This window comes from Salmonella sp. SJTUF15591 (assembly GCF_043356435.1).
Taxonomy (GTDB): Bacteria; Pseudomonadota; Gammaproteobacteria; order Enterobacterales; family Enterobacteriaceae; genus Salmonella; species Salmonella enterica.
Map to the genome: position 1 here is coordinate 428604 of NZ_JBEUJO010000003.1, position 12311 is coordinate 440914.

The window sequence follows — 12311 nt, forward strand, 5'->3', positions numbered from 1 at the left end:
GTCAGCAGGATTCATAGGGCGCGCATGTCGTCGCTGACCAGAATGTGGTTACGTCCAAGATGCTTGGCTTCGTAGAGCGCTTTATCCGCTTTTTCGATAGCGTCTCCGATATTGCGATCCGTCAGGGGCGCAATGCCGATACTGACAGTGACATTGGTGGCGACGCTTTCGTTAAACATATGCGGGATTTTAAGATCGTATACTTCCTGTCGGATACGTTCTGCGGTAGCGCGGGCTTGCTGTGGTTCGGCGGTGGTCAGCAACACCAGAAATTCTTCCCCGCCAAAACGGCAGACGACATCGCGCGATCGCACGGCGTCCCGAATTGCCGCTGAGACGCGGATTAACGCCTGATCGCCCATCATATGACCGTAGTGATCGTTATACGCTTTGAAATGATCGATATCCAATAGCAGGACGTAGTGTTCATGGCTGCCCGGCGCCTGTAACGTATCCAGCCGATTTTGCAGGCCACGGCGGTTATATAAGCCGGTTAATGGATCAAGCATACTCAGGCCATTGAGAGTTTCCCGCTCGGCCAGCAGCTTAAACATGAGCTGTTGGGCAAAGTTATCGTAGCGTTTCTGGATAACATGTTGAATAGTGATTCCCACCATTGGCAGGGCCAGCAAATAGAGAATTCGCAAACCTTGTTCATTACCGTTTAGCCACAGGCAGACCGCGACTGGCGGTAGCGAATAGAGCGTAAACGCGACGATATTCGCGGCAAAGGCTATCGAGCCGATAAACAGAACGCTAAGCAGGGAAATCAATAAAAAAGAGAAATCATAATGGCCTAACGCCGGATACTTTAGCGCAATATGCGCCGCCCATATTCCCCCAAAGAGTAGGGAGATAAAGGGGAGATTAATTCTTTTTTGCCCATATTTCCCATGCCATATCAACAGTAATACGCTCAGGACCACTATCCCGATCATTGGCGTGCAAAATACATTGATTTGATAAAGGGGGAAAACGAGAGTAAATAGCGCCGACACGGCGTTGAGAAACAAGAAAAGACGTAAAGAAAACTGATACTTCTTAATACGAAGCGACCGCCAGGATGGTGTTGTCATGGGTAATTGTCGTTATTTATCGGTGATATACACGGAATCGGGCGCCAACATGAAAATAACGTATGAGAAAAGGTCGCCTAAAGCGAGGTGTTGTTGTTTTTACGTTAACAGTCGGACAATTTATCACCTTACTGAATACGTGTCATCAACCGTTAAGTAAAACTCATCTCTTTAGCTTTCACTCTGGCTGACAAATGAGAAAATATATCATATGATATTGGTTATCATTATCAATTCCAGAGGTGAAACCATGTTGCAGCGGACGTTAGGCAGCGGATGGGGCGTGTTATTGCCTGGAGTGATTATCGTTGGACTGGCGTTTATCGGCCTGTCAGCTTATGCGCTGAAGCTGTTGATTGTATCAGGATTGCTACTGTCTGCGCTGATGTTGTATCACAAACAATTACGGCATTTTGTACTGCTGCCATCATGTATGGCGCTTATTGGCGGCATGATGTTGGCAATGATGAACTGGAATCAGGGATGAAAATGAAGAGACAAAGGAAGGATAAGATAATTGGTGCGAGGGGGGGGACTTGAACCCCCACGTCCGTAAGGACACTAACACCTGAAGCTAGCGCGTCTACCAATTCCGCCACCTTCGCACAGTTATCTTACTTTTTGATATCGCCTCGTTGGTGCGAGGGGGGGGACTTGAACCCCCACGTCCGTAAGAACACTAACACCTGAAGCTAGCGCGTCTACCAATTCCGCCACCTTCGCCCAGTGCGAGCAATATCAACGTGGTTTTGGTGCGAGGGGGGGGACTTGAACCCCCACGTCCGTAAGGACACTAACACCTGAAGCTAGCGCGTCTACCAATTCCGCCACCTTCGCATACCATCGATTCTTGAAAAGAATCACTACCACGGAGGCGCATTCTAGTGGTTTTCAGCTATTCGTCAATAGTTAATTGCATGGGATAGATTGATTGCTGCAAAAATGGGCGCGAGACGTAGGTTGGATAAGACGCTTTGCGTCGCCATCCGGCACATGCAACCAGATGGCGCTGCGCTTATCAGGCCAACTATTTCTTCGCCTGACGGGTCATCACGGTACGATAAACCTTAAAGCGCCCGGTTTGCGCGATGACTTCATGGAAGCCAAAAGTCTCATCCAGAATCTTAGGATAGGGCAGAAAGGCGTTCGCCACGATGCGTAACTCTCCGCCGCTGTTCAGATGGCGCACTGCGCCGCGAATGAGCGTTTGCGCCGCATCGAGGCTGGTTTGCATTCCGTCGTGGAACGGCGGGTTGGAGATGATCATGTCAAAACGTCCTTTGACTTCCGAAAAGACGTTGCTGGCGAATACCTCGCCTTCAAGACCATTAGCGGCAAGCGTGGCGCGGCTGGCTTCCACCGCCGGCGCGCTGACGTCACACAGCGTCAGGCGCACTTTCGGCGAATGGCTGGCCAGCGCGGCGGAAAGCACGCCAGCGCCGCAGCCGACATCCAGCACTTTACCTTTGGTGTGCGGCGTCAGCGTAGACAGCAGCAGTTGGCTACCAACATCCAGTCCGTCGCGGCTGAATACGCCCGGCAACGTTTTGATGGTCAGCCCGTCGATATTGTACTCGGCCCACCAGGATTCAAGACTAAACTGCGGCTGCTTTTCCAGACGACCATGGTAAAGGCCGCAACGTCGCGCGCTATCTACTTTGTTCAGCGGCGCATAGTCCGCCAGCATCGGTTCGGCGCTACGCACGCCGCTACGGTTTTCTCCCACGACGAAAACATCGACGCCCACCGGCATCAGCGACAAAATATTCATCAACTGGAACTGCGCTTCGGGTTTATTTTTCGGCCAGTAGTAGATCAGCGTATCGCAGTCAGCGACATCGCTGGCTTGCACGACCAGGCTAAAACGGACGTTATCGCCCATCTGGCGGCTTAACGCCTGCCAGTGGTGAAACTGTTGCGTATGCGCGCGGCTGGCGGCGCATTCAAAGCGCGCGGGCAGGTCATCCTGCAAATCTCCGGCAAAAAGAATACGGCTTTGTTCGAAATCATCACTGTGGCGCAGCAAGACTTCACTTGCCGGGGTAAAAGCAGACATGGAATGCTCCTTAATTCAGACTGGCGGCGATTATAGTAGTTTGATGGCGGAGATTCGACAGATTTGCTATATTTGCGCCCCTGATTACAGGAGCGTTTCGCTATGACATCCCGACGAGACTGGCAGTTACAGCAACTGGGTATTACGCAGTGGGCGCTGCGACGTCCTGGCGCGCTACAGGGCGAGATTGCGATTTCCCTTCCCGCGCACGTTCGTCTGATCGTGGTTGCAGAGGAATTACCCGCGCTGAACGAGCCGCTAATGCGCGATATTTTACGCGCGTTGACCGTGAGTCCCGATCAGGTTTTACCCCTGGCGCCTGAGCGCGTCGCCATGCTGCCGCAGGGCAGCCGTTGTAATAGCTGGCGGTTAGGAACTGACGCGCCGCTCCAACTCGAAGGCGCTCAGGTCACGACGCCGGCGTTTAATGAACTCCGGGCAAACCCGGCGGCACGCGCCGCACTATGGCAACAAATCTGCGAACATGAACACGATTTCTATCCTCAGCACGACCGATCTCCCCGCAGCCTGGCAGATTGAGCAACGCGCTCATGCGTTTCCGTGGAGCGAAAAAACGTTTTTCGGCAACCAGGGCGAACGGTATCTCAACCTTAAGCTGACCGCTGATGACAGAATGGCCGCGTTTGCCATTACACAGGTGGTGCTGGACGAAGCGACGCTGTTCAATATTGCCGTCGATCCGGATTTTCAGCGTCGGGGGCTGGGGCGTATGCTGCTTGAGCATCTGATTGATGAACTGGAAAAACGTGGGGTTGTAACGCTATGGCTGGAGGTACGCGCCTCTAACGCTGCCGCCATCGCGCTGTATGAAAGTCTGGGGTTTAACGAGGCGACGATTCGCCGCAATTACTATCCCACGGCACAAGGGCATGAGGACGCCATCATCATGGCGTTACCGATAAGCATGTAATAAAAGAGGCAAGGTGTAATGATGAAGTGGGACTGGATTTTCTTTGATGCCGATGAAACGCTGTTTACGTTTGATTCTTTCACCGGCTTACAGCGGATGTTCCTTGACTATAGCGTCACCTTTACCGCTGAGGATTTCCAGGATTACCAGGCCGTGAATAAGCCGCTATGGGTGGATTATCAGAACGGCGCGATTACCTCATTACAATTGCAGCACGCGCGCTTTCAAAGTTGGGCTGAACGGCTAAACGTTGCGCCGGGGCGGCTGAATGACGCTTTTATTAGTGCGATGGCGGAGATTTGTTCTCCTTTGCCGGGCGCCGTTTCGCTACTTAATGCGATTCGCGGGCAGGCTAAAATCGGTATTATTACTAACGGTTTTACCGCGCTACAACAAACTCGTCTGGAGCGCACCGGGCTGCGCGAGTATTTCGATCTGCTGGTGATTTCCGAGCAGGTTGGCGTCGCGAAGCCCGATCCGAAAATCTTTAACTACGCCCTGGAGCAGGCGGGGAATCCTGACCGCTCGCGCGTATTAATGGTTGGCGATACCGCGGAGTCCGATATTCTTGGCGGCATTAACGCCGGATTGTCGACCTGCTGGCTTAACGCGCATCATCGCGAGCAGCCTGCGGGTATTCATCCAACCTGGACTGTGGCGTCATTAAGCGAACTGGAGCAGCTCCTGTGTAAACACTGATTGCCTCCCCCAGGTTGATGGGTAAAATAGCCGCATTTTTCGTATTCAACATGCGTGGTCAAACGCCGCGCTTACTCAAGAAGATTTGACTATGACGTTGTCTCCTTATTTGCAAGAGGTGGCCAAACGCCGCACTTTTGCCATTATTTCTCACCCGGACGCCGGTAAAACCACCATTACCGAAAAAGTGTTGCTGTTCGGACAGGCGATTCAGACCGCCGGTACGGTAAAAGGCCGTGGCTCCAGCCAACATGCAAAATCTGACTGGATGGAGATGGAAAAACAGCGTGGTATCTCTATCACTACCTCGGTGATGCAGTTCCCGTATCACGACTGTCTGGTGAACCTGCTGGACACCCCGGGGCACGAAGACTTCTCCGAAGATACCTACCGTACCCTGACGGCGGTGGACTGCTGCCTGATGGTGATCGACGCTGCGAAAGGCGTTGAAGACAGGACTCGTAAGCTGATGGAAGTTACCCGTCTGCGCGATACGCCGATCCTGACCTTTATGAACAAACTCGACCGTGACATCCGCGACCCGATGGAACTGCTGGATGAAGTGGAAAATGAGCTGAAAATCGGCTGCGCGCCGATCACCTGGCCGATTGGCTGCGGCAAGCTGTTTAAGGGCGTTTATCACCTTTATAAAGATGAAACTTATCTGTATCAGACCGGTAAGGGCCACACCATTCAGGAAGTGCGCATCGTTAAAGGGCTGAATAACCCGGATCTGGACGCCGCCGTCGGTGAAGACCTGGCGCAACAGCTGCGCGACGAGCTGGAACTGGTGCAGGGCGCGTCTAACGAGTTTGATGAAGAGCTGTTCCTGGCAGGGGAAATTACCCCGGTATTTTTCGGTACCGCGCTGGGTAACTTTGGCGTTGACCATATGCTGGATGGTTTAGTGGCGTGGGCGCCCGCGCCGATGCCGCGTCAAACCGATACCCGCACAGTGGAAGCCTCAGAAGAGAAGTTCACCGGTTTTGTCTTTAAAATTCAGGCCAATATGGACCCGAAACACCGCGACCGCGTGGCGTTTATGCGCGTGGTTTCCGGTAAGTATGAGAAGGGCATGAAGCTACGCCAGGTCCGTACCGGCAAAGATGTGGTGATTTCCGACGCGTTAACTTTTATGGCGGGCGACCGTTCGCACGTTGAAGAAGCGTACCCGGGCGATATTTTGGGTCTGCATAACCACGGCACCATTCAGATCGGCGATACCTTCACCCAGGGCGAGATGATGAAGTTTACCGGTATCCCGAACTTTGCGCCGGAACTGTTCCGTCGTATTCGCCTGAAAGATCCGCTCAAGCAAAAGCAGCTACTGAAAGGGCTGGTGCAGCTTTCTGAAGAGGGGGCGGTGCAGGTATTCCGTCCCATCTCCAACAACGATCTGATTGTCGGCGCCGTGGGCGTTTTGCAGTTTGACGTTGTTGTCGCGCGCCTGAAAAGCGAATACAACGTTGAGGCGATTTATGAATCCGTCAACGTGGCGACGGCGCGCTGGGTGGAAAGCGCCGATGCGAAGAAATTCGAAGAGTTCAAGCGTAAGAATGAAACGCAACTGGCACTGGATGGCGGCGACAACCTCACCTATATCGCCCCAACAATGGTTAACCTGAACCTGACCCAGGAACGTTACCCTGACGTTCAGTTCCGTAAAACGCGCGAACACTGATCCCTTTCCGGGCGCGGCATCCGCCGCGCCTTCGTACTTTCCCTGCCTTTTTAACCGCTTACGGAATGTTCTTAAATCCCGCGTTTTTTCTCCGATCTGCCTGTTTTTTATACGCACCGACAAGCGATTTTAAAATTGTGATCTATATTTAACAAAGTGATGACATAAATGTCGGCTTTAATGCCTGTTCAATGCGTGAATATGAGAGCTTAAAGCTGAGATTTGTTTCAGTCACGATATTAATAACTGAAACGGAAGGGTGGCAGGCGACGCGTCGTTACAAATTCACGAATGTGATGCCAGTCATTGACTTCAGAAACCGGTGAGTTTCACCGCATTCAGCAATGCAACCTCGTGTTGCCTGAGCTCAAATTACGAGCAAACTATACAGGACAAAATCGATGACTATGACAAGACTGAAGATTTCTAAAACTCTGCTGGCCGTAATGTTGACCTCTGCTGTTGCGACAGGTTCTGCCTTTGCAGAAAACGCAACAACGGACAAGGCGCAAAGCGGAACCGAAACCGCAGGGCAAAAAGTCGATAGCTCTATGAATAAAGTCGGTAACTTCATGGATGACAGCGCCATCACTGCGAAAGTCAAAGCTGCGCTGGTAGACCATGACAATATTAAAAGCACCGATATTTCTGTCGAAACCAATCAGAAAGTCGTCACCCTGAGCGGCTTTGTAGAAAGCCAGGCGCAGGCTGAAGCCGCCGTGAAAGTGGCGAAAGGCGTAGAAGGCGTGACCTCCGTTAGCGACAAACTTCACGTTCGCGACAATAAAGAAGGCTCCGTGAAAGGTTATGCCGGCGATACGGCCACGACCAGTGAAGTCAAAGCCAAGTTGCTGGCGGACGATCTTGTCCCTTCCCGTAAAGTGAAAGTGGAAACGACCGATGGCGTCGTACAGCTCTCCGGTACCGTTGAAACTCAGGAACAAAGCGACCGCGCTGAAAGCATCGCGAAAGCCGTTGATGGCGTAAAAAGTGTTAAAAACGATCTGAAAGTTCAGTAATTCGTCGTAATTCGTCCTCCCGACGTTTGTCGGGAGGCGTAATGTGCACCACACTAAAAATATCGCGAATGAGTAGCCTGAGCGCTCATATTTAGCGGTCGACATTAACTATGGTAAAGGAGAGGCTTATGTTTCGTTGGGGCATTATATTTCTGGTTATCGCGTTAATTGCCGCCGCATTGGGTTTTGGTGGACTGGCTGGTACGGCTGCCGGCGCGGCGAAAATCGTCTTCGTCGTCGGGATCGTGCTCTTCCTGGTCAGCCTGTTCATGGGCCGTAAACGACCCTAGCAGGCAGCTGTAAAGATATATTGCTATCAAGCCAGTCCAGCGGACTGGCTTTTACGGTTTTAGCCGTTAACGTTTTGCGTTACCTTGTCAGCCTGGAAAAAAATGAAAAACAGGAAGGCAGAGGTGGGCCAGCGAATACCGGTTACGCTCGGCAATATTGCGCCGTTATCATTAACACCGTTCCGGCCAGGCCGTATGGCGCTGGTCTGTGAGGGCGGGGGGCAGCGGGGTATCTTTACCGCAGGCGTGCTGGATGAGTTTATGCGTGCGCAGTTTAATCCTTTCCATCTCTACTTCGGCACATCAGCCGGTGCGCAAAATCTCTCGGCGTATCTCTGCAACCAGCCCGGCTACGGGCGTAAAGTCATTATGCGCTATACCACCAGGCGCGAATTTTTTGATCCGCTGCGATTTGTACGCGGAGGAAACCTTATCGACCTCGACTGGCTGGTGGAGTCCACCGCCGCCCGGATGCCGCTGCAGATGGATACCGCAGCGCGCCTGTTCGACAGCGGAAAATCCTTTTATATGTGCGCCTGCCGGGGGGATGATTACACGCCGGGCTATTTCTCGCCGACAAAACAAAACTGGCTTGATATCATTCGCGCCTCCAGCGCCATACCGGGTTTCTACCGTACCGGCGTTACGTTAGAGGGCATCAACTATCTGGACGGTGGCATTAGCGACGCCATTCCGGTTCAGGAGGCGGCAAAGCGGGGGGCGAAAACCATTGTGGTGATCCGCACCGTACCCTCGCAAATGTATTACACGCCGCAGTGGTTTAAGCGTATGGAGCGCTGGCTGGGAGAGAGCAGTCTACAGCCGTTGGTCAACCTGGTGCAGCATCATGAAACGTCCTACAGCGCGATCCAACAATTTATTGAAAAGCCGCCGGGTAAGCTGCGGATCATTGAAATTTATCCGCCGAAACCGCTGCACAGCATGGCGCTGGGCAGCCGTATCCCGGCGCTGCGTGAGGATTACAAAACCGGGCGATTATGCGGGCGTTATTTCCTTGCCACCGTTGGTAAATTGCTCGCCGCAACGCCGCCTCTCTTGCGCCATACGTCGCGGATTGCCGTGCCGGAAACGGTGGTCGTGCCTCCGGCGCCGGTGGCCAATGATACGCATGTGGCGGAGGTCATTAGCGCGCCGCAGGCAAACGACACCACATTTACCGACGAGGATCTGGCGTGAGCTGGCGCTTTATCGATACACACTGCCATTTTGATTTCCCGCCCTTTACGGGCGATGAGCGCGCCAGTATTCAGCGTGCCTGTGAGGCGGGCGTTGAAAAAATCATCGTGCCGGCGACCGAGGCGGCTCACTTTCCCCGCGTGCTGGCGCTGGCGGCGCGTTTCCCGTCGCTTTATGCTGCGCTGGGATTACACCCCATTGTGATTGAGCGTCATGCCGATGACGATCCTGATAAGCTGCAACAAGCACTGGCGCAACAACAGAACGTCGTGGCGGTAGGCGAGATTGGTCTCGATCTTTATCGCGACGATCCGCAGTTTGCCAGGCAAGAGCGATTGTTAGACGCGCAACTGCAACTGGCAAAACGCTACGATCTGCCGGTGATCCTGCACTCGCGGCGCACGCATGACAAACTGGCGATGCACTTAAAGCGCCAGGATCTACCGCGAACCGGTGTGGTGCATGGTTTTGCCGGCAGTCTGCAACAGGCCGAACGCTTTGTGCTACTGGGCTATAAAATCGGCGTCGGCGGCACCATCACCTACCTGCGCGCCAGTAAAACCCGTGATGTTATGGCGCGGTTGCCGCTGGACGCGCTGTTGCTGGAGACCGATGCGCCGGATATGCCGCTAAAGGGGTTTCAGGGGCAGCCGAACCGCCCGGAGCAGGCGGCGCGCGTATTTGATGCGCTCTGCGAATTACGTCCGGAGCCCGCAGAGGTGATAGCCGATACGCTGTATCGCAATACCATTACCTTGTTTCGGCTCTGAGGGCATCGCAGCCGCCGTCCGGCAGGCGACGCTTACAAATATAGCGCCGGCAAAATCAGCTTCGCCACCCCACGCGCGCGCAATCCGTCTGCCAGCCGTTCCACCTCCTGCGGCGTCGCGCCTGGCCAGGCTTTCGCTTCGCCATAGACGCCATGCGCATGAAAGGCATTCAAACGCACCGGAACCTCGCCCAGCGAAGTAATAAACGCCGCCAGTGAATCGATATGCGCCGCATAGTCCACCTGACCCGGGATAACCAGCAACCGCAGCTCCGCCAGTTTTCCCTGCGCAGCAAGAAAGCGGATACTGTGCTTAATATGCGTGTTATCACGTCCGGTCAGACGGTGATGACACTCGCTCTTCCAGGCTTTCAGATCGAGCATTACGCCGTCGCAAACCGGCAGTAGTTTCTGCCAGCCGGTCTCGCTTAACTGACCATTACTGTCCACCAGGCAGGTCAGCCGTTGTAACTGCGGATCGGCTTTGATCGCTGTAAATAGCGCCACAATAAACGGTAATTGCGTGGTCGCCTCTCCGCCGCTGACGGTAATACCTTCAATAAACAGCGATGCTTTACGAATATGACGCAGCACATCGTCCACGCTCATGGTCTGCGCCATTGGCGTTGCCTGCTGTGGGCACATTTTCAGGCAGGTATCGCACTGCTCGCAGATGTCCGACCGCCATACCACTTTCCCGCCATCAACGCTGAGGGCGTGGTGCGGACACTGCGATACGCATTCCCCGCAGTCGTTACAGCGTCCCATCGTCCACGGGTTATGGCAATTCTTGCAGCGCAAATTGCAGCCCTGTAAGAATAATGCCAGGCGGCTGCCTGGCCCATCGACGCAGGAAAACGCAATGATCTTACTGACTAAAGCGCATCTGTTGTTCATGGCTGACTACGCGTGGCTGTCGTTCCAGGATGCGGGTATTACGTGCGGCTTCTTCTCCCAGCCAGGTGGTGTTCGTGCGCGAGCCTTCGGCGCGAAATTTCGCCAGATCCGACAGGCGCACCATATAACCGGTGACGCGCACCAGATCGTTGCCGCTGACATTGGCGGTAAATTCCCGCATCCCGGCTTTGAATGCGCCAAGACAAAGCTGAACCAGCGCCTGCGGATTACGCTTGATGGTTTCGTCCAGCGTCAGAATGTCGCTGATCCCGGCATGGTAAAAGGCATGGTGCGGCGCGACGGTTTGCAAATGGGTGATAGGGTCCGGTTCATCGCCATACGGCAGACGCGCGCCCGGCGTAGTGCCGATATCGGAACTGATGCCAGACTGGGCATGGAGCAGCGCCCGTTGCTTCCAGCCATACTTCACTGGCGTATTTTCGACGAAATCCGCCAGTTGGGCGCTGATACGGTAGCCCAGTTCGTTCGCCGTTTCATTCTTGCCGTAACGGGCGTTCAGGCCCGCGTTTTCGCACAGCAGGTTCACGGCTTCCGCCAGCCCGTACATACCGAACATCGGCGCAAAACGTTCGGGATCGATCAAACCTTCCTGTACAAGAAAGCTATTCTCAAAGAAATGTGACTTTTCATAGAGGAATTCACATCGTGAATTAATGATGGCGATCTGCTGTCGGCAGTAGTGCGGTAGCGTGCGTGAAAAGAAGTCATCGACAGACGTACTGCGTTCTGCCACGGCTTTCAGGTTGAGACGTACCAGCGTACTGCCGCCGCCGCCAAGCGGTAGCGAGTTATAACAACTGACGATGCCATAATGGCCTTTTGTGAAAATTTTATCATTTACAGGGCCGTTGGAAATGTGTGGCTTACTGCATTCACAAATGTTTTTGGCGACCTCCAGCAGCAGATCGTCCGGCGTAATTTCCGCATCGTAGATAAACGTCAGGTTAGGCGCCACCTGCTTTAACTCGGCATCAGCGCGCAAAATCGCTCGTGTGACAGGCGTATCGGCAGGGCCAATATTGGCATGCATAAAGGCGTCTGGCAGCGTTCTGTCGAGATAACGCCAGAAACGTTTTATTCGAATATCGATCGCATCTTGTGTTAGAATTCTAACATACGGTTGCAGCAACGCATCAAGCTGGCCGAGATAAACCGGCATGGACGTCACGGAAGGAACGTGATGATACAGAATGGTGAGTAGGGATAACGCATCATCCAGATCTTTCGCGCCTTCCAGTTCCAGCCACTGTGAACCGTTAGCCAGAAATCGGGCGTAATCGGGCAACACGTAGCGCGGTTTGAAGGGGGCGTGCCCCTCAAACATATCGCAAATGACGCCTTCATCCAGCGCCTGGCGGGCATCTTCCGGCAGGGGGGGATAAGGCAGGGCGTTTTCAGCTTCCAGCGCCAGAAAATGGCGTTTTTGTTCAGGCGTGAGCACCGGGCTGGTCACAATTTGCTGGCAACGCTGCTGGAGCGCAGTTTCGCATGAGGCAGGCATCTTCGTTTCCTCTTTATGCCGGGACGATGCGCTATTGTAGAAAATGGCGGCAAACCGACTTTGATCCTGATGCGCTTATCGCTCGAAGAACAGGCGGTGACGGCGGGATAATTTGATTCAGATCTCATTACAGTAATGCAAATTTGTACGTAGTTTTCATTAACTGTGATGTAT

The 12311-nt window shown here is 53.6% G+C and carries 13 protein-coding genes and 3 tRNA genes; 9 read left to right on the forward strand and 7 right to left on the reverse strand.

What is annotated here, in order from left to right:
- Positions 1-11: 11 nt before the first annotated feature.
- Positions 12-1076, reverse strand: a complete 1065-nt coding sequence (locus ABVM99_RS09535; protein WP_000211213.1) for a GGDEF domain-containing protein — start codon at positions 1074-1076, stop codon at positions 12-14.
- 250 nt (positions 1077-1326) lie between these two features.
- On the opposite strand from ABVM99_RS09535, the gene ABVM99_RS09540 reads away from it, so the two are divergent.
- The gene (locus ABVM99_RS09540; protein WP_000941879.1) at positions 1327-1563 is read left to right on the forward strand and encodes a DUF1435 domain-containing protein; all 237 of its coding nucleotides are present in this window, start codon (positions 1327-1329) and stop codon (positions 1561-1563) included.
- Positions 1564-1594: 31 nt separating this feature from the next.
- On the opposite strand, the gene ABVM99_RS09545 is transcribed toward ABVM99_RS09540, so the two are convergent.
- From ABVM99_RS09545 to rsmC, 4 genes are all read right to left on the reverse strand, one after another.
- A tRNA-Leu gene (locus ABVM99_RS09545) sits at positions 1595-1681 on the reverse strand.
- 31 nt (positions 1682-1712) lie between these two features.
- A tRNA-Leu gene (locus ABVM99_RS09550) sits at positions 1713-1799 on the reverse strand.
- Positions 1800-1826: 27 nt separating this feature from the next.
- A tRNA-Leu gene (locus tag ABVM99_RS09555) sits at positions 1827-1913 on the reverse strand.
- A 190-nt stretch (positions 1914-2103) separates the two neighbouring features.
- Positions 2104-3132 carry a 16S rRNA (guanine(1207)-N(2))-methyltransferase RsmC gene (rsmC, locus tag ABVM99_RS09560; protein WP_023195056.1) on the reverse strand — a complete coding sequence of 343 codons (1029 nt, stop codon included), beginning with the start codon at positions 3130-3132 and terminating at the stop codon, positions 2104-2106.
- 102 nt (positions 3133-3234) lie between these two features.
- Between rsmC and ABVM99_RS09565 the strand changes: the two genes are divergently transcribed.
- From ABVM99_RS09565 to ABVM99_RS09600, 8 genes are all read left to right on the forward strand, one after another.
- Positions 3235-3672 carry a DNA polymerase III subunit psi gene (locus ABVM99_RS09565; RefSeq protein WP_000203996.1) on the forward strand — a complete coding sequence of 146 codons (438 nt, stop codon included), beginning with the start codon at positions 3235-3237 and terminating at the stop codon, positions 3670-3672.
- Positions 3617-4063: a ribosomal protein S18-alanine N-acetyltransferase gene (rimI, locus tag ABVM99_RS09570; RefSeq protein WP_001092435.1), complete on the forward strand. Its 447-nt coding sequence runs from the start codon at positions 3617-3619 to the stop codon at positions 4061-4063. Before ABVM99_RS09565 ends, rimI begins: the two co-directional genes overlap by 56 nt.
- 21 nt (positions 4064-4084) lie before the next feature.
- The gene (gene yjjG, locus ABVM99_RS09575; protein ID WP_001651448.1) at positions 4085-4762 is read left to right on the forward strand and encodes a pyrimidine 5'-nucleotidase; all 678 of its coding nucleotides are present in this window, start codon (positions 4085-4087) and stop codon (positions 4760-4762) included.
- Positions 4763-4853: 91 nt separating this feature from the next.
- Positions 4854-6443 (forward strand): peptide chain release factor 3, encoded by a 1590-nt coding sequence (gene prfC / locus ABVM99_RS09580; protein ID WP_000175965.1) that lies wholly within the window; start codon positions 4854-4856, stop codon positions 6441-6443.
- A gap of 401 nt (positions 6444-6844) precedes the next feature.
- Entirely contained in the window at positions 6845-7462 is a 618-nt protein-coding gene (gene osmY, locus ABVM99_RS09585; RefSeq protein WP_000178963.1) for a molecular chaperone OsmY, read from the forward strand.
- 128 nt (positions 7463-7590) lie between these two features.
- Complete coding sequence (locus ABVM99_RS09590; protein ID WP_000490276.1) at positions 7591-7752, forward strand: DUF1328 domain-containing protein; 162 nt, start codon at positions 7591-7593, stop codon at positions 7750-7752.
- A 123-nt stretch (positions 7753-7875) separates the two neighbouring features.
- The gene (locus ABVM99_RS09595) at positions 7876-8949 is read left to right on the forward strand and encodes a patatin family protein (protein WP_000531545.1); all 1074 of its coding nucleotides are present in this window, start codon (positions 7876-7878) and stop codon (positions 8947-8949) included.
- Positions 8946-9719 carry a metal-dependent hydrolase gene (locus ABVM99_RS09600; protein WP_023195057.1) on the forward strand — a complete coding sequence of 258 codons (774 nt, stop codon included), beginning with the start codon at positions 8946-8948 and terminating at the stop codon, positions 9717-9719. The genes ABVM99_RS09595 and ABVM99_RS09600 overlap by 4 nt, the downstream gene beginning before the upstream one ends.
- A 32-nt stretch (positions 9720-9751) precedes the next feature.
- On the opposite strand, the gene ABVM99_RS09605 is transcribed toward ABVM99_RS09600, so the two are convergent.
- Together ABVM99_RS09605 and ABVM99_RS09610 are read right to left on the reverse strand one after the other, a co-directional pair.
- A complete protein-coding gene (locus tag ABVM99_RS09605) occupies positions 9752-10615 on the reverse strand; it encodes a YjjW family glycine radical enzyme activase (RefSeq protein ID WP_023195058.1) in 864 nt (287 codons plus the stop codon).
- Complete coding sequence (locus ABVM99_RS09610; RefSeq protein WP_001111671.1) at positions 10587-12137, reverse strand: YjjI family glycine radical enzyme; 1551 nt, start codon at positions 12135-12137, stop codon at positions 10587-10589. Before ABVM99_RS09610 ends, ABVM99_RS09605 begins: the two co-directional genes overlap by 29 nt.
- Positions 12138-12311: the final 174 nt, after the last annotated feature.